General features: G+C 57.4%; 13 protein-coding genes. 7 read left to right on the top strand and 6 right to left on the bottom strand.

All coding sequences use genetic code 11. From position 1 onward, the window contains the following. Nucleotide 1: 1 nt before the first annotated feature. Together AKU79_RS10170 and AKU79_RS10165 are read right to left on the bottom strand one after the other, a co-directional pair. Complete coding sequence (locus AKU79_RS10170) at nt 2-1,189, bottom strand: 2-aminoethylphosphonate--pyruvate transaminase (protein ID WP_050523454.1); 1,188 nt, start codon at nt 1,187-1,189, stop codon at nt 2-4. Nucleotides 1,190-1,299: 110 nt separating this feature from the next. Beyond that, nucleotides 1,300-2,964, bottom strand: coding sequence for a Na/Pi cotransporter family protein (locus tag AKU79_RS10165; RefSeq protein WP_050523453.1), 1,665 nt, complete (start codon nt 2,962-2,964; stop codon nt 1,300-1,302). Between the two features lie 126 nt (nt 2,965-3,090). Here AKU79_RS10165 and AKU79_RS10160 point away from each other — a divergent pair, with 126 nt between their 5' ends. Further along, nucleotides 3,091-3,960 carry a LysR substrate-binding domain-containing protein gene (locus tag AKU79_RS10160; protein ID WP_050523452.1) on the top strand — a complete coding sequence of 290 codons (870 nt, stop codon included), beginning with the start codon at nt 3,091-3,093 and terminating at the stop codon, nt 3,958-3,960. Here the strand turns inward: AKU79_RS10160 and AKU79_RS10155 are convergent. Together AKU79_RS10155 and AKU79_RS10150 are read right to left on the bottom strand one after the other, a co-directional pair. Next, entirely contained in the window at nt 3,957-4,958 is a 1,002-nt protein-coding gene (locus tag AKU79_RS10155) for a hypothetical protein (protein ID WP_050523451.1), read from the bottom strand. The two genes, AKU79_RS10160 and AKU79_RS10155, sit on opposite strands and share 4 nt — an antisense overlap. 328 nt (nt 4,959-5,286) lie before the next feature. Then, a complete protein-coding gene (locus AKU79_RS10150; protein ID WP_050523450.1) occupies nt 5,287-8,967 on the bottom strand; it encodes a vitamin B12-dependent ribonucleotide reductase in 3,681 nt (1,226 codons plus the stop codon). Nucleotides 8,968-9,758: 791 nt separating this feature from the next. Here AKU79_RS10150 and AKU79_RS10135 point away from each other — a divergent pair. From AKU79_RS10135 to rarD, 3 genes are all read left to right on the top strand, one after another. Next, nucleotides 9,759-10,178, top strand: coding sequence for a Fur family transcriptional regulator (locus tag AKU79_RS10135; RefSeq protein ID WP_050523447.1), 420 nt, complete (start codon nt 9,759-9,761; stop codon nt 10,176-10,178). An 84-nt stretch (nt 10,179-10,262) separates the two neighbouring features. Beyond that, the gene (eno, locus tag AKU79_RS10130; protein ID WP_050523446.1) at nt 10,263-11,540 is read left to right on the top strand and encodes a phosphopyruvate hydratase; all 1,278 of its coding nucleotides are present in this window, start codon (nt 10,263-10,265) and stop codon (nt 11,538-11,540) included. A 171-nt stretch (nt 11,541-11,711) separates the two neighbouring features. Further along, nucleotides 11,712-12,623: an EamA family transporter RarD gene (gene rarD, locus AKU79_RS10125; RefSeq protein ID WP_050523524.1), complete on the top strand. Its 912-nt coding sequence runs from the start codon at nt 11,712-11,714 to the stop codon at nt 12,621-12,623. Here the strand turns inward: rarD and AKU79_RS10120 are convergent. After that, a complete protein-coding gene (locus AKU79_RS10120) occupies nt 12,610-13,704 on the bottom strand; it encodes an anhydro-N-acetylmuramic acid kinase (protein ID WP_050523445.1) in 1,095 nt (364 codons plus the stop codon). The genes rarD and AKU79_RS10120 overlap by 14 nt on opposite strands. Before the next feature lie 72 nt (nt 13,705-13,776). On the opposite strand from AKU79_RS10120, the gene tyrS reads away from it, so the two are divergent. The 3 genes from tyrS (at nt 13,777) to AKU79_RS10105 (ending at nt 17,047) form a co-directional block, all read left to right on the top strand. After that, a complete protein-coding gene (gene tyrS, locus AKU79_RS10115; protein ID WP_050523444.1) occupies nt 13,777-15,027 on the top strand; it encodes a tyrosine--tRNA ligase in 1,251 nt (416 codons plus the stop codon). 162 nt (nt 15,028-15,189) lie between these two features. Beyond that, entirely contained in the window at nt 15,190-16,149 is a 960-nt protein-coding gene (locus AKU79_RS10110) for a DNA cytosine methyltransferase (protein WP_050523443.1), read from the top strand. Nucleotides 16,150-16,153: 4 nt separating this feature from the next. Then, nucleotides 16,154-17,047, top strand: a complete 894-nt coding sequence (locus tag AKU79_RS10105; RefSeq protein ID WP_050523442.1) for a NaeI family type II restriction endonuclease — start codon at nt 16,154-16,156, stop codon at nt 17,045-17,047. Nucleotides 17,048-17,052: 5 nt separating this feature from the next. Here AKU79_RS10105 and AKU79_RS10100 read toward each other — a convergent pair whose 3' ends face one another. Then, nucleotides 17,053-18,519 carry a mannitol dehydrogenase family protein gene (locus tag AKU79_RS10100; protein WP_050523441.1) on the bottom strand — a complete coding sequence of 489 codons (1,467 nt, stop codon included), beginning with the start codon at nt 18,517-18,519 and terminating at the stop codon, nt 17,053-17,055. Nucleotides 18,520-18,527 lie beyond the last annotated feature (8 nt).

Raw genomic sequence — 18,527 nt, 5'->3', positions numbered from 1 at the left:
CTCAGGCCGCCAGCTTGGCGCGTTCTATCAAAGCCTCGGCAGGCGGGGCGGCGCTGGTCACCCCCATATCCGCCAGGCATTCGCCTGCCGCTTTTACCACTCGGGTCATCACGGCACTGTCCATCCGGCCAATGCAACCGATCCGAAAACTCTCTACCACGGTCAGCTTTCCGGGGTAGATGATAAACCCCTTGGCCTTCATCCGCTCATAAAATTCGTTAAACACAAAACGCGGATCGGCTGGGCAAAAGAAGGTGACGATGATGGGCGACAGCCAGCGATCCTTTAGCAAGGTCTCAAACCCAAGGGCCCGCATCCCCGCCACCATCACATCACGGTTTTTCGTGTAGCGTGCGCAGCGCCCCGCCACGCCGCCTTCCTGCGCATGCAGGCGCAGCGCCTCAAGAAACGCCGCCACAACATGGGTCGGCGGGGTGTAGCGCCACTGGCCGGTTTTTTGCATATTGGCCCATTGCGCGTAAACATCCAACACCAGCGAATGCGAATGGCCCTGGCACTCCTCCAGCTCGGATTTGCGGGCAATCACAAAGCCAAAACCCGGCACGCCTTCGATACATTTGTTGGCCGAGCTTACCATCGCCTCATAGCGAATACGCCCGACATCCAGATCAATCGCGCCGAACGCGCTCATGCTGTCAATCAGCAGCTTGCGGCCTGCGCCATAGGTTGCCTCGGAAATCTCGTCAATCGGGTTCAGAATGCCCGATGACGTCTCACAATGGATCGCCATCACATGGGTAATCAAAGGGTCGGCCTGCAGCGCCTCGGCCACCTCATCCCCGCGCGGCGGCATGTAATCGCCCTTATTTATCACCGTATTGGCCCGCCCCAAATAGCGCATTGTTTCGGCAGCACGCTGCCCGTAGGCGCCATTGGCCAACACCAGCACCTTGCCATCGCGCGGCACGAATGTGCCCAACATCGCCTCGACGCAATAACTGCCCGAGCCTTGCATCGGCACGCAGACAAAATCGCCCGTATCACCTGCCAGCGCCAAAAGCTGGTCACAAACCGATTTGGTCATCGCCCTGAAATCACCATCCCAAGAGCCCCAATCCCGCAGCATCGCCTCTTTGACCGACAGCGCGGTGGTCAATGGGCCGGGGGTCAGCAAGAACGGCTCACCTTTGGCAGGGTCAGGGAACGCATCATTTTGAAACAAGGACATTTGCGGCAACCTTATCGTTGGAATGACCATATGCGTTGGTTCTAGGCGACTCGCCCCATATCTGTAAAATCGTTAATTTGTATCCACCTATCGTTTCTTCTGCCAAACAATCAGCTCGGCTGTGCCAGACGGCTTTCCAGCAGATGCCCGCTTTCCGTCAAAATCGGATAGGCAACAGTTACCAGCAACGAGTTGATTTCTTTAAACGCCCGCACCGTTTCAAGGTGAATATCCGACGTGTCAATGCTGTCGCTATGCGCATTGCGCAGGCGTTCCAAATGGCGGTCATGGCTTGCGCGCTCTAACTTGCGCATCGCCTCTTTTTCCTTAACCAACTGCCGCGCGCTTTCCACATCGCCCGAGATCAGCACATTCAACGCCAGCTGCATATTCGCCGCGACCCGCCCATGCAAATCACACATTTCGGACCAGCCCTCGGGCGAAAAGCGCAAGGATTTGCTGGCGCGGGTCTCGGCCAACGTCAGCAAACTTTTGGAAATAATATCAGCGATATAATCCAGATTGATGGAAAAATCTGTAAGATCGGTGCCCAGCTTTGCCTCGCGCTCGGTCAATTTGCCACGGTTCACTTCGGCAATGAACAGTTTGATTTCACTGTGCTTTCGGTTGATTTGCTCGTCCATCGCACGCACCCGCGCGATCTTGGCCAAATTTCCGCCATCCAACAACTCTAGCACCGGTTGAAACATCGCGGCCACGGTTTCACCCATGCGCAGCAATTCGCGCTTGGCACTGGCCAAGGCGACGGTCGGGTTTTTCACCGAGGCGCGGTCCAACATGCTGGCAATCGGCGCGATGTCTTCACCGGTCTGCTCAATCGTCGGGGCGGGCAAAATCAGCATGGTCAGCCGTTCCATCGGGCGCACAAACGGCACGGCAAGCACCACCAACACAAGGTTGAACGCAAGGTGGAAATTCACCAGTTGCACCGATGCCGTGGCACCCAAATGCTGGGCCGGGGCCTCAATCACTTGTAACAAAATCAGCATCACCAATGCCGCCACCCCGCGAAACATCAGATTGCCCAGCGGAATACGCCGCGCCTCGAGTTCCATGCCACGGGTCAACCACACAGCGATAATCCCGCCGCCAAGGTTTGCCCCCAAGACCATTGGCAAGGCCACCTCAAGCGGCAACATGCCGCCACTGGCAAAAGTAACAAACAGCAACACCGTCGCCACCGAAGAATGCACGACCCATGCAATCACCGCCGCGGCCAAAAACGCCGTCAACGGATCATTGCGCAAATAGCCAATCAGACCGGGCAACAAGCGGCTGTCGCGCAATGGCTCTGTCGCCTGCCCCACCATCTGTAACGACAACAGGATAAACGCGATTCCCAGAACGATGCGTCCGGTTTGCTTAACCCCACGGCCCTCAAACTTTAAAAACATCGTGGCACCGATCAGCAGCAGCAACGGCACCAACCCTGACAGATTGAACGACAAGATTTTCACCACAAGCGCCGAGCCAAGATCGGCCCCCAGCAAAGCCGCAATCCCCGTGCTCACCGTCAAAATGCCGCTGGTCACAAAACCTGCCGCAAGTATCCCAACGGCTGTCGAGCTTTGCAAAACCACTGCCAATATCATTCCCACCAGCGCCATTTGCGCAGTACCACCGCGCGCGCCACGCAAAGCCGCCTTCAACCGCGTGCCATGCGCCCTCTCGACCCCTGTGCGCACCATCCGAACTGCCCACAATAGCAGCATCACCGCACCCGCGAGGTGAATCAAAAACGCAACTGGCAGCATAGGAATCCTTTCATTCGGGCAGAGTGTTCAACACGGGCCGGAGGTTTATAGAGCGCTGTTGCCGATCATAAAACAAATCGTTAGTTTCAATACAGCTATAGCTCCACCCTATAAAAGGCAGATGATATGCGCTATGTCCAGCTTCGTGCCTTTCACTACGTTGCGATTTGTGGCGGGTTTTCCCGCGCCGCGGAAGAGCTTTTTCTAACCCAGCCCGCCATTTCCGATCAGGTACGCAAGCTGGAAGATGAATATGACATCTTGCTGTTTAACCGGCATAAAAAGCAAGTCACACTGACGCCCGAGGGCGAAAAGCTGCTCGATATAACGCGCCGCCTGTTCGACAATGAATCCCAAGCCCGCGACCTGCTTTCTGAAAGCCGCGCCGAAAGGGCAGGCAACTTGCACATCACTGCCGATAGCGCCCTTCATGTGCTGCAAGTTCTGGCCGCGTTCCGGCAAAAATACCCCTCTGTTGCTGTGACCGTCAGCGCGGGTAACACCGAAACTGTGGTCGAAAGCCTGCTCAGCTACACCGCCGACATCGGCGTTCTGGGTGACACGCCCCCTGACCGCGATTTTGTGACGATCCCGCTGAATGCCACGCCTATCGCAGCCTTTGTCGCGGTTGGGCACCCGCTGGCGCAGCGTACCTCTCTGGGGTTTGGCGACCTGTCCAGCCTGCCATTGGTCATGCGGGAAAATGGCTCTAAAACCCGCAAAAAGTTTGAAGAGGCCGCCGCGGCCCAAGGGTTCACCTATACCCCCGCCATCACCGCCGAAGGCCGCGAAGCCGTGCGTGAAATCGTTGCCTCTGGCGCAGGCGTCGGATTTGTTTCAGCCGCCGAATTTGGCACGGACCCAAGGCTGGTTCTTATCCCGCTGGAGGGTGGCGCCGAAATGATTATGGAAGAAACCCTGATCTGCCTGCGTGAACGGCGCAGCAGCAAGCTCGTCAGTGCCTTCTTTGAAATCGCGGAACAGATGGGGCGTTAACGTACCCAAAGCCCTTCGCGTTTGATCCGGTTGCGGATCATCTGTTCTTTGCGCGGCAGATCATTGCGGTCAAACATTGCCCGCACCTCGCGCCCTTTGCCCTGATACACCATCTTTTTGAATGGCAAGTATTCCTTCAACACCTTCTTTACCGGATTGGGGGCCATTACCTGTTCGACAACCGCCACCACCGCATCGCTTTCGCGGGCATATAACAGCGGCAACGTGCGCCAATGGCACGTTACATCGCCATCCAAACCGGCCAATTCTGGCCCCGGACGCCCGCCGCCAAAGGCATTGATGACCAAAGGCAGCGCCACTTGGTCAAGCCACGGGTTCATCGGCTGGCACACCAGTTCTTCCGGCGCGTCATCGCGGATCGCAACTGCATAGTCCATGAACCGTTGGCCAAAGGCGCGCGGGCTGTGATGAAAGAACCATCCGGCATTGAAATAAAGATAGCGTTGCCAATATTCGTCCGGTTGGCTGGTATCGAGGCTGCTGACGAAATCCAGCCCAAAGCGATCATAAAGCGATTTCCAGATCGCATTATAGCCGGGGCCATACAGCTCTAGTACCGGCCACGTCCCTTCCCGCTTCATCGAGGCCGAGGGCCGTGCAAAATCAAACCCCACTTGCGCCAAAGGACCGGTGAAAACCGTATCTGTATCGACAAACAAAAACGGTTCATCCGGTATGGCCGCCAGACATTCTATCTTGTTGCCATAGGGATAGTCCGACCCGAACTGCACAGAGTCAAAAGGCACGACCTCGGCGCCGAACTGCTCCAAAAGGCCAAGAATACCAACATCATAGATCACAGGGTCTGCGGCCCACTTAGGGCCGTTCTGCGGCACTGCAATCAGCAAGCGCCCGTCAAAATCGGGGTTGGTCGCACGCAAGCTTGCCGCCAAAAGGACCGCCTCATAAGACAGCCTGCCACTTTGCCCCACGGCCACAATGTTGAATCGTTCAGTCCTACCCGCGCTCTGCGCCATATTTGGCCCTGTCCTGCCCTACATTGCAATCACGCCACTATAGGCGGCTCGATTGACTTTGAAAACACGGCCGCCACAGCAATTCTGCGACTGTTTCCTGCCAAAGAAATCCCCTCTTGACCTGCAAGCGCGGCGTTGCCCCCAAATGTATATCTTTTCACGCCAACTGGTTGGCTTGCCCCCCTTCCCCAAATGCAAATCGGCGCGGAAAAACCGCGCCGAAATTTGCCCTTGTCAAGGCTATGGGACGAGCTTCGTTTCTGCTCGGGGTGGTTTTAATCCGATTTGGGGGCAATAATGCTCGGACTTACAAAACCTCTTGTCCCGATCAGCTACACCCTGACGTCCCTCCGCAAGTGTTGCATTTCATGCAGGTACCATTGCGGACCAGAGTATAATTACCGCATTCGCCACAGGCTTCGCCTTCATAGCCTTGCATCTTGGCTTTGACGCGTGCGTCCATTGAGACTGCGCCGCTTGAAATAGCGGTCGAAGATACAACAGCCGCCTGTGCGGTTTGCGGGACCAATGTATTCAGCGCCGAAACCGGGTCCATTCCGGCCCGCGCCGCCGCGTTGATGCCGCCCTGCAACACTGTCAATTCCTGCGGCAAACGCTTGCGCAGATAGCCTGTGGACGAAATCTGACGCAGCACTTCCAACCCGCGGTTTGCCGCAGCATCGTCAATCGGGTTGATGTTGCGTTTGCCTTCGTCCTTGCCACCGCCAAGATCGTCGAATGTGGCGCCTTGCGGCTTCACATGCGCCAGATCGGTGCGGTCAAGGTAAGACACCGCCAATTCGCGGAAGATATAGTCCAGAATTGAGGTCGCGTTCTTGATGCTGTCATTGCCTTGCACCATGCCGGCGGGCTCAAACTTGGTAAAGGTGAACGCCTCCACAAACTCTTCCAACGGCACGCCATATTGCAGACCAACCGACACCGCGATCGCAAAGTTGTTCATCATGGCGCGGAAACCTGCACCTTCTTTGTGCATGTCGATAAAGATCTCGCCCAGTTGGCCGTCTTTATACTCGCCGGTGCGCAAATAGACCTTATGGCCACCGACAACTGCCTTTTGCGTGTAGCCTTTGCGGCGCTCGGGCAGCTTTTCGCGGTGCGATTTGATGATCTCTTTGATGATCACCTTTTCCACGATTTTCTCGGCCAGAACGATGGCCTTTTCCTGATCCGAGCCGTTGACCAGGATTTCTTCGGCCTCGTCATCATCCTCAACCAGTGCCGAAGCCAAAGGCTGCGACAGTTTCGACCCGTCACGGTACAAGGCGTTGGCCTTGATGCCCAAAGAATGCGACAGCTCATAGGCGGCCAGCGTTTCCGGGATAGTGGCCGAGTTTGGCATGTTGATGGTTTTGGAAATCGCACCCGAAATAAACGACTGCGCCGCGGCCATCATATAGATATGGCTGTCAACCGACAGATAACGCTTACCTTTTTTACCGCAGGCATTGGCGCAATCGAATACCGAATAATGCTCGGCCTTCAGGAACGGCGCGCCTTCCAGCGTCATTGTGCCGCAAATATGCTCATTCGCCTGCTCAATCTGCGCGCGTGTAAAACCGAGGTGACGCAACAGATCAAAGGTCGGATCGGCCAGTTTATCGGCCGGAATGCCCAGCGTGTTCTTGCAGAAATCCTCGCCCAGGGTCCATTGGTTGAACACAAAGCGGATATCAAAGGCCGATGTCAAAGCAGACTCGACCTTTTCAATCTCGCGCGGGCCGAAACCGTGGCCGACCAGCGATGTATGGTTCACACCGGGGCAGTTGCCCAACGAGCCATGCCCCACCGCATAGGCCACAATTTCCGAAATCTGTGCCGAGCCATAGCCCAGTTTTTCCAGCGCCGCAGGTACCGACTGGTTGATGATTTTGAAATAGCCGCCGCCCGCCAGTTTCTTGAATTTAACCAAGGCAAAATCAGGCTCAATCCCTGTGGTATCGCAATCCATCACCAAACCGATAGTACCAGTTGGCGCAATAACCGTGGTTTGCGCGTTGCGGAAACCATGCGCCTCACCCAGTGCCAGCGCCTCATCCCAGGCTTGCGTTGCCAAGGAAACCAGCGTCGCGTCCGGGCAGTTTGCGTGGTCCAAAGCAACAGGGTTCACGTTCACCCCATCATAGTCACCCGTGGCATGGGCCGCTGCACGGTGGTTGCGGATAACCCGCAACATATGCTCGCGGTTACGCTCATACCCCGAAAACGCGCCCAATTCGCCCGCCATTTCGGCGCTCGTCGCATAGGCCACACCGGTCATCAGCGCCGTCAGCGCACCGCACAGCGCGCGGCCTTCGTCAGAATCATAGCCAAAGCCCATGTTCATCAGCAGGCCGCCAATATTGGCATAGCCAAGACCCAAGGTCCGGAAATCATAGGATTTCTGCGCGATTTCCTGGCTCGGGAACTGCGCCATCATCACCGAAATTTCCAGCGTCACCGTCCAAAGCCGCGAAGCATGGATATACGCCGCCGAGTCAAACTTGCCGCCGTTATAGAAAGTCAGCAGGTTCATCGAGGCAAGGTTACAGGCCGTATCATCGAGGAACATATATTCGGAACACGGGTTCGACCCGCGGATCGCCCCATCTTCGGGGCAAGTGTGCCAAGCGTTCACCGAATCGTGGAACTGGATACCCGGATCAGCACAGGCCCAAGCGGCATGGCCAACCTGCGCCCACAAATCACGCGCCTTGATGGTTTTGGAAACCGTGCCATCCTTGCGGTTAATAAGGTCCCAATTGCCGTCGTCCTTGATCGCCTGCAAAAACGCATCGGTCACGCGGATCGAGTTGTTCGAGTTCTGGCCTGAAACGCTTGAATACGCCTCGGAATCCCAATCGGTATCATAGGTCGCAAATTCGATGTTGGTATGGCCCTGCTTGGCATAATCCAACACGCGCTTGATATAGGTTTCGGGAATAGCAACCCGCTTCGCGTCTTTGATCGCGGTTTTCAAACCTGCGTTCGCCGATGGCTCATAGGCGCCCTCTGCCGAACCATCAAACGCCTTGATCGCCGCGAAAATCGCGTTCAGCTTTTGCTCGTGCATCTTAGAGCCGGCAACGATGCTCGCGACCTTTTGCTCCTCGATAACCTTCCAGTTGATGAAATCTTCGATATCGGGGTGGTCGGCGTCTACGATAACCATTTTCGCCGCGCGGCGTGTGGTGCCGCCCGATTTGATCGCACCAGCAGCACGGTCACCGATTTTCAAGAACCCCATTAGGCCCGATGATTTACCGCCACCCGACAGCTTTTCCCCTGCGCCGCGAAGGCTGGAAAAGTTGGTGCCCGTGCCCGACCCGTATTTGAACAAACGCGCCTCACGCACCCACAGGTCCATGATGCCACCATCGCCCACCAGATCATCGGCAACCGATTGGATAAAGCAGGCATGCGGCTGCGGATGCTCATAGGCGCTGGCCGATTTGGTCAGCTTGCCGGTCTGATAATCTACATAATAATGGCCTTGCGACGGGCCGTCGATGCCATAGGCCCAATGCAGGCCCGTGTTAAACCATTGCGGGCTGTTCGGCGCGGCCATCTGATTGGCCAGCATATAGCGCATTTCATCATAATAGGCGCGCGCATCGGATTCGGCGGTGAAATAACCGCCCTTCCAGCCCCAATAGGTCCAGGCGCCGGCCAAACGGTCAAACACCTGCTTGGCCGAGGTTTCGCCCACAATCCGTTGATCTTCTGGCAGTTTTGCCAAAGCGGCCTCATCAGGAACCGATCGCCACAGAAACTCGGGAACGCCTTTTTCCTTGACCGCTTTCAGCTTTGCCGGAACGCCAGCTTTGCGGAAATACTTTTGTGCCAACACGTCCGAGGCGACCTGGCTCCAACCCACCGGCACTTCGACTGCTTCATTTCGAAATACAATCTTGCCGTCAGGATTGCGGATTTCAGATACCGTGGTGGTAAAATCGATCGTCCCATAGGCACCAGTTGATTCAGCTGTGAATTTCCGCTCGATCTTCATTCTGCCCCGTCTCCGATTTTTTGCGGGCGTTCAGCGCCCGATGTTTCCGTCAAAGACAAGCCTTCCTATCGCGCCTTTTTTTCAAAAGCGCGCGCCATAGGCCGGCATGGGCTCTACGGTCGTAGATATTGAAGATTGTCTCTTTGCGCCACCATATGTGGTGTAAATCAGCGGCACGTCGTCAAACTGTCGTATTTCAGCGCCTGGTTCAACGGCATTTTCATTTTTCTCCACAGATTTTTCGCGGCCTGTGGGCGGTTTTGAAATTGTCAGGTTTTCTCGGGCCAACCGACAAATTGATGAATAAAAATTTAACGCCGTTTCAAATCACAAATCGCAGCGACCGCCGGTTGCCGCTTTCCCCAAGCATTCAGCCCATTTACCACCACTAGCCCATATTCCGTCTTAACCTGCTCCAAGCCACTATATCTTGTATTCACCCCAGAATCACCCACGACAGATGCACTCAACCTGGACTTGTCACTGTTGCCTTGATGCGACTATCGCTCAAATTTTCAATTTCGGCTTGTTCGGTCTTGGCCTCACGATTCTGCGTGTTCCGCCGCGCATAATCGAAGCGCGCACATAATAACTTGGAAAGCGCGTGTTCCCACACCAACGCCCCCCAGATTGCCGCGCCCAGCATCAGGCCGCGCCGCACATTGCCCACCGCAAACCCGCGCCAACGCCACTCCCGCCTTCCGCATGAATGCCCAAACACCAAGACAAACGGGTGGAACCTTCAGATTTTTGTGCCTAAATATGCGCAAGGAAAATCAGGGCGTAGTCACATGGACAAAAACATCATAGCACGCTGCGAAGCCAAAGGCCTGCGCATGACCGAACAACGGCGCGTTGTCGCCCGCGTGATTGGCGCCGCCGAAGACCACCCTGATGTCGAAGAGCTCTTTGCCCGTGCAGCCGCCATTGATCCGCGCATTTCAATCGCCACCGTCTATCGCACCGTTAACCTGTTCGAAGAGGCCGGAATCCTTGAAAAGCTGGAATTCGGCGATGGCCGCGCCCGCTATGAGGACGCCGAGCGCGATCACCACGACCATCTGATCGACCTGCATTCCGGTGAGGTCATCGAATTTGTGGATCCCGAAATCGAGGCTCTGCAAGAACGCATCGCCGCCCGCCTTGGCTACAAACTAAAGGGACACCGGCTAGAGCTGTTCGGCGTGCCGATCAAAAAGCCAAGTTCCTAACAACTTACTCGGCCCTTCCCAAACCACCTCCCCCAAGGTAAAGACAAAGCCGAGTAAGCTCTTCCCCACAAAACCGGAGGCAAAATGTCTACAATCGTCGATATCCACGCACGCGAAATTCTTGATAGCCGGGGCAACCCAACTGTCGAAGTTGACGTATATCTCGAAAGCGGCGTGATGGGCCGCGCGGCCGTTCCTTCGGGTGCCTCAACCGGCGCGCATGAAGCCGTGGAAAAGCGCGATGGCGACAAATCGCGTTACATGGGCAAAGGCGTGCTCGAGGCAGTTGCCGCCGTAAACGGCGAACTGGCCGAAGAGCTGGTGGGTTTTGACGCGCTGGAACAGGTCGGTATCGACCGCACGATGATTGAACTTGACGGCACACCAAACAAGGCCCGCCTCGGCGCAAACGCCATTCTCGGCGTGTCGCTGGCCGTGGCCAAAGCCGCTGCCGAAGTATCGGGCCAGCCCTTGTTCCGCTATGTCGGCGGCACCTCTGCCCGCATGTTGCCCGTGCCAATGATGAACATCATCAACGGCGGCGAGCATGCCGACAACCCGATCGACATCCAGGAATTCATGATCATGCCTGTGGCTGCGGAAAACATCCGCGACGCCGTGCGCATGGGCTCCGAAGTGTTCCACACCTTGAAAAAAGAGCTGTCCAACGCTGGCCTGTCCACCGGTATCGGCGATGAGGGCGGCTTCGCACCAAATCTTAGCTCTACCCGCGATGCGCTTGATTTCATTCTAAAATCCATCGAAAAAGCTGGATACCGCCCGGGTGAGGATATGTTCCTCGCGCTCGATTGCGCCTCGACCGAATATTTCAAAGGCGGCAAGTATGAAATGAAGGGCGAAGGCAAATCCCTGACCTCTGCCGAAAACGTCGATTACCTTGCAGCCCTGTGCGACGCCTACCCGATCATCTCGATCGAGGACGGCATGGCCGAAGATGATTGGGCCGGCTGGAAACTGCTGACCGAAAAACTGGGCGGAAAAATCCAGCTTGTCGGCGACGATCTGTTCGTGACCAACCCGCGCCGCTTGGCCGATGGCATCAAACAAGGCTGCGCCAACTCGATGCTGGTCAAAGTAAACCAGATCGGCACATTGACCGAAACCTTGGCAGCCGTTGAAATGGCGCATCGCGCTGGCTTTACCAATGTGATGTCGCACCGCTCGGGCGAAACCGAAGACGCGACCATCGCCGATCTGGCCGTTGCCACAAACTGCGGCCAAATCAAAACCGGTTCGCTCGCACGGTCTGACCGGTTGGCGAAATACAACCAGCTGATCCGCATCGAGGAAATGCTGGGCGAAACCGCAGAATTTGCGGGCCGCTCGATCCTCAAGCGCTAAACCTATCGCCTTGGCAGGCAAACCCGTCTGCCAAGGCCCCATCATCTATCTAAAAATATCCTCGCCGAAGGCTCCGCCCTGTCCGCCAGCCCAAGCATCGGCAAGCCCCAAAATGTACCCGACACAAGTTTGGGTCTGGCCGACCCGCCAACATGGCGCTACGCCAATGCCATGACCCAGAACACACAAAACCCGACAAACCAAGACAGCCTTGCAGGCTTCTTCTTCGCCATGTCCGCCTATATCTTCTGGGGCTTTCTGCCGCTCTACATGAAAGAACTGGCCCATATCCCCCCGCAAGAGGTGATCGCCCATCGCGTGCTCTGGTCCTTGCCCATCGCCGCTGCGGTTCTCATCCTCCAAGGTCGCACGGCCGATCTCAAGCGCGCCTTGCGCACCCCTGCGATGCTGGGCATGGCAGCCATAACCGCAACACTCGTCTCGCTTAACTGGGGCGTTTATGTTTGGGCCATCGGCGCAGGCCACGCCCTTGATGCTGCTCTCGGCTATTACATCAACCCTCTGTTCAGCATCTTGCTGGGTGCCGTTTTGCTGAAAGAAAATCTCAGCAAGCTGCAAAAATACGCGGTCTTGCTGGCCGCGATAGCCGTGGTCGTGCTGACCGTGGGCGCAGGGCGGCTGCCCCTCGTCGCACTCACCCTCACTTTGACATGGGGCTTTTACGCCTATTTCAAAAAGCAGCTTCCCATTGGCCCGAACCAAGGCTTCACGCTAGAGGTATTGCTGCTAACCCCATTCGCGATTGCCTACATCGCTTATGCCCAAACCACGGGAACCAGCCACTTTTTCCAAGGTAACACCACTGACACCGTGCTGTTGCTGGGATGTGGCCTTGTCACAGCCATTCCCTTGATGCTTTACGCCAATGGGGCAAAACTGCTACGGCTTTCGACCATCGGCATCATGCAATACACGGCGCCAACAATGATTTTCCTTATCGCGGTCTTTGCCTTTGGCGAACCGTTCGGCCTTGCGCGAATGATCGCATTCCCGATGATCTGGGCTGCATTGGTACTGTATAGCGTCGCCATGTTTCGCGGCCGCAAATCTAAGGTTGGCTGATCTGCCCGCCGCCAATTGCCGCCCGCACCCCTGTGGTGCCGGGGCAAGAGGTCGGCAAACCCATCGCCACACGCACCGCCAAATAGGCAAAGGCCTGCGCCTCTAACATGTCGCCATCCAGCCCCACGGCCTCAACCGGCAACACCTCGCATTGCATCAACTCGGCCAGCATCGACATCATCGCCGCATTATGCCGCCCGCCCCCTGTCACCAAAAGTTTGGACACCGGCGCGGGGAAATGCTCGGCCCCTTTGGCCACGGCCGCCGCGGCCGCTGCTGTCAAGGTCGCTGCGGCATCGGCATCCGACAACCCGGCTACTGCCGCGCTTAAACTGGCAAAATCGTTCCGGTCCAGCGACTTGGGCGGCATTTTATAGAAATATGGATGCGCCAGAAACTGCGTCAGCACGGCTTCATCCGGCACACCCGCCGCCGCCAAAGCGCCACCTTCGTCACGCTCTAGACCCAAGCGCGCGGCGACCAGATCATTGATCGGCGCATTCGCGGGGCCAGTGTCAAAGGCCAAACACGCCCCCGCCTCTTCGGGCGCATGATGGCGCGGATCAACCCATGTCACATTCCCCACACCGCCAAGGTTCAAAAACGCCACCGGTGCCTCGGCCCCGATAAACTTGGCACAGGCGAAATGGAAAAACGGTGCCAAGGGCGCGCCCTGCCCGCCCATCTGCACATCGGCGGTGCGAAAATCCCACACGACAGGCAGGCCCAAAACCTCGGCCAATACCGCGCCGGACCCGGCCTGATGCGTTCCGCGCCCGCCCGGGTCATGCGCAAGGGTCTGCCCGTGAAAGCCCACAATCTCGGCCCCTTCGAACATTCCCAGCACCGCAGCGTGGGCCGCCTCGATTTCCTCGGCGATCGGCTCTACCCCGTCATCACCCGGCCACAGCCCCAGACCGGACCGGATCAATTCCCGCTGCGCAGCTGAATATTCACGGTAGGCGGTATTGCCGAATTCCAGAATCCGGTGCCCGTCGGTCAGAACCATCGCCGCATCCACCCCGTCAAGCGAGGTTCCCGACATCGCACCCAGTGCCCAAACTGTTCCTGCCTTCAACATCAAAGCCCCCTTTGACGGCACCCCGCCGTCCCGCTATACGCGCATAACATATCTATAAAGCACGAGAGCCCCATGACCTACCATGCAAAATCGGAATTCATGCGCGTAATGATCGAGCGCGGCTTTTTGGCCGACTGCACCGACTATCAGGCGTTGGACGAAGCTTTGGTCAAAGGCACCTTGCCCGGTTACATCGGTTTTGACGCCACAGCCAAATCGCTGCATGTGGGGTCGCTTATCCAGATCATGATGCTGCGCTGGTTGCAAAAATCCGGCGGCAAGCCGATTGTCCTGATGGGTGGCGGCACCACCAAGGTGGGCGACCCGTCTTTCCGCGCCGATGAACGCCCGCTGCTGGGGCCAGAACAGATTGACGAAAATATCGCGGGCATCCGCAAGGTTTTCACCTCTTACGTCCAGTTTGGCGATGGCCCGAACGATGCGTTGATGCTGAACAACGCCGAATGGCTGGACGGCCTGAATTACCTCGATTTCCTGCGCGACATCGGGCGGCATTTTTCCATCAACCGCATGCTTTCGTTTGAAAGCGTAAAGTCACGGCTAGACCGCGAGCAATCGCTGTCTTTCCTTGAATTCAACTACATGATCTTGCAAGCATATGACTTCCTTGAACTAAACCGCCGTTACGGCTGCCTGCTACAGATGGGCGGCTCGGACCAATGGGGCAATATCGTCAACGGTATCGACCTTACGCGCCGCGTGCTGGACAACCAGATCTTTGGCCTTACCTCGCCCTTGCTGACCACGTCAGACGGCAAGAAAATGGGCAAAAGCCAGTCGGGCGCGATCTGGCTGAACGCTGACATGCTGTCGCCTTATGAATTCTGGCAGTTCTGGCGCAACACCACCGATGCCGATGTTGGCCGCTTCCTCAAACTCTATACCGAGTTGCCGCTTGACGAATGCGACCGCCTCGGCGCGCTGCAAGGCTCGGAAATCAACGCCGCCAAAGTTATCCTCGCCAATGAGGTGACAACCCTGTGCCACGGGGCCGAAGCCGCAGCCGCAGCCGAGGCAACCGCCCGCGAAGTGTTTGAAAAAGGCGGCACCGGTGATGATTTGCCAACCTTCGCCGTTACAGCGGCAGAACTGGCCGATGGCGTTTCTGTCTCGTCCCTGTTCGTCAAATCCGGCCTTGCGAAATCTGGCAAAGACGCCAAACGCCTGATCGCCGAAGGCGGCGCGCGCCTGAATGATGAACCCGTGACCGAGGCCGGCCAGATGATCACCGCTGCCGATTTGGCAGCCCCGATCAAACTGACCGCCGGCCGCAAGCGTCACGCTTTGATCGTTCTGGGCTAATCAACTGCAGCGGGGCTTGGGTAAACGCTTTCCCCAGCCCCGCATCGGTCTTGCTGTAAGACGCAAAAACAGCTAAGAACGAAAAAAGAACGCTTGATCCCGCTGCGGTGCCCTAGGTCGCACCATCACCACAGGTTTCAGGCCGAAATAGGAGCAGGCCAGATGCTGACATCCGTTGAACTTTGCGCAGGCGCCGGCGGTCAGGCCTTGGGGCTGGAAAAGGCCGGCTTTGCGCATACGGCGCTGGTCGAAATTGATAAGCATTGCTGCAACACCCTGCGCCACAACCGCCCGCAATGGAACGTCATTGAAGACGATGTGCGCGTTTTCAAAGACCGCGCGGCGGGCTACACTGGCATGGATTTGCTGGCGGGTGGCTTGCCCTGCCCGCCGTTTTCGGTTGCCGGCAAACAGCTTGGCGAAAAGGATGAACGCAATCTGTTCAACGACGCGCTTGATATCATTGACGCCGCCCGTCCCCGTGCCGTGATGATCGAAAACGTGCGTGGCTTTCTCGATGCCGTGTTTCATGACTACCGTGAGCGGTTAAAGTCACAACTGGATAAACTGGGCTACCGTGCCGATTGGCGGTTGCTGAACGCGTCGGACTACGGCGTGCCGCAGCTGCGCCCGCGTGTGGTCATCGTCGCGATGCAAAAAGAGCGCGCCGATCTTTTTGACTGGCCCGAGCCGAACCCCCATAACCCGCCCACCGTGGGCGAAACCCTGCGCGACCTGATGGCCGCAGGCGGTTGGCACGGCGCCAAAGATTGGGCGGCCAAAGCTGATGAGATTGCGCCCACAATCGTCGGTGGGTCCAAAAAGCACGGCGGCCCCGATCTTGGCCCGACCCGCGCCCGCGCCGCTTGGGCCAGCCTTGGCGTCGAAGGCCGCACCTTGGCAGCCGAGGCACCCGATCACCTGCACACCGGCATGCCACGCCTCACCGTCCCGATGGTCGCCCGCATTCAGGGTTTCCCGGATGATTGGCACTTTACCGGCGCAAAAACAAATGCTTACCGCCAAGTCGGCAATGCCTTTCCACCGCCTGTGGCACAGGCCGTTTCGGCACAAATCGCCAAGGCCCTGCGCAAACGGGTGTTGCGGGCGGTAAACGGCTAGGCGCTTGAAACAGGCAATTCCAGATAGCCTGGTCGTCGCGGGCCACCCTGATCACAGCCGCCTGTCCCTTCTCGCGGATGAGATCACAAAACGGGCAAACGGCGATTTGGCCAACAGCTTTCCCGCCATGCTGCGCCGCTGCGTCGATGACGTAATCATGACGCCCAAAACCGGCCGCAGATCCTATGATGATCTGGAAAAGACCGAAAAAACCTATATCGGCACGCGGGTCGAAATAGAGCTGCGCGCCTTGCTGCGCCTGCCCAAGGGCAAGCTCGACACCCAGATCCTTGGTCAGGATGTTGATATCAAAAACACCATGGGCAATAATTGGATGATCCCGACCGAGGCTGTGGGGCACCCCTGCTTACTGGTCGCCGCAGATGAGGCCCGCGCCCGCTGCTATCTGGGCCTGATCAACGCGCGGCCTGCCTATCTGACCACGGGGCAGAACAAAGACGCCAAGAAAACCATTTCAGCACAAGGTTTTGCGCATATTTTGTGGCTGCTGCAAAACCACCCCTACCCGCCGAATTTCTGGCGCGGCATTGCGGCGGATGAGGTTGATAAAATCTTTGCAGGCGCAACAGGCAACCAACGCATGGCGCAGCTGTTCCGCAGTGTCCAAGGCCAGCCCATCACCCGCGACGTGGTCGAGGCCGTGGCACAACAGCAAGATTTCATGCGGCGCATCCGGTCCGATAACGGCCGTGGCACCCGCGACCTGTTGGCGCGCGAGGGCATTTTGCTGCTCTCTGGCCAATACGACGCGCCTTTGATTGCCGCTTTGGGCCTGCCCAAATGCGCAGGCAGCGAATTCATATCTTACCGCCCGATAACACTGGCCGAGGCAACGCTTGCAGCCGAACAGGGCGTGGCCATAAGCCACACCCTGTAAGCCCTTTATTTTGCGCAATAATCCATGATCGTTGGCGCACAGCCCTTTTCCCAGATGCTGGTCAACGCACGCCCGAATGCCTCGGCAAAGCGGGGCGCATTGGCCAAATCACCATAGATATGGCTTTGCTCCAGCCACGCTTGTGGGCGCGTTTTGGCAGCACGGGCCGCCGTTTGCAGCGCATCCCAATAGGGGTCGTTCGGCTCGATCACAGTGCCGTCTTCCCGCGTGCTTTCGCACATCCGCGCCCAGATCGCCTCAACCAGCGCCAATCCCTCAACCGGCACGTCTGCCGCCAGACCCGAGCGCACCAATGGCAGCAAGAATCCGGGGTGGCGGGACGAGCCATCAAAGGCAACACGGCGCGTGGTATCAACGATCGACGGGTTCGAAAACCGCCGCTCGATCAGCTCGACATATGCATCGGGCGTCATACCTGGCACAGGATTCACATGCGGCGCAATCTCGGTTTTTTCCACCTTGTTGAACAGCGCACGAATGGCCGGATGCTCCATGCAGCCCGCGATCGTAACCACCGACAGCAAATCACCCGCATTGGCAATCACCTGATGCCCCGCGTTCAGAATGCGGATTTTCATGGTTTCATAGTCATGCACATGGGGCGTAAAGGTTGCGCCCACTTTATCCCAATCAGGGCGGCCTGCGCAGAACGCATCCTCAATCACCCATTGGCGAAAGTTTTCATGCGTCACAGGGGCAGCGTCCTCAATCCCGAATTCCCGCACAAGCGCCAGCTCATTCGGGCCGGTCGCGGGCACGATGCAATCGACCATCGAGTTCGGGAAGGTGCAGTTGTCGTTAATCCAATCAGCCAGCGCCGGGTCAGACAAACGCGCAAGGCCAACCAAAGTTTGGCGCAAAATCGCGCCATTGCCTTGCAGGTTGTCGCAGCTTTGGCAAGTGAACGGGCCAGTGCCAGCATCACGCCGCAGCCGCAATGCTGCAATCATCGCGCCAAAGGCAGTTTTCGGCGCATCCATATGCCCAGCGTCATACACAATATCGGCATGGCCCGCGTTAAAGCTGCCATCGGTCGGGTTGATGTAGTAGCCGCCCTCGGTCACCGTCAACGCGACAATGCGGATCGCCGGGTCAGCCATTTGGCGGATCAACGCGCCATTGCCTTCCTCGATCGCCACAAAATCGATCATTGAGCCTGTCACCTCAACCGACTTGCCCGAGGGGTCAAGCTCGATCAACGTGGTCAGGCAGTCTTGCGCCAACAGCTTGTCGCGCATCACCGCGTCGTTGGCCCGCACCCCTGCCCCGATGATCGCCCAATCATGGTTCAGCCCAAGGTCAAACAAGCGGTGCAAATACCACGCCTGATGCCCACGGTGAAAATTGCCAAGCCCGATATGCACGATCCCCGGTGTCAGGCCAGCGCGATCATATTTGGGAACCCGAACCGTATCGGGAAGGCTGGCCAAAGTGGCGTTCGACAATTTCATCTGCGTTT

It is taken from the genome of Pseudorhodobacter wandonensis (assembly GCF_001202035.1).
Taxonomy (GTDB): domain Bacteria; phylum Pseudomonadota; class Alphaproteobacteria; order Rhodobacterales; family Rhodobacteraceae; genus Pseudorhodobacter; species Pseudorhodobacter wandonensis.
Note: the sequence above shows the minus strand (reverse complement) of the source record. Positions and strands in the feature narration are given on the sequence as shown.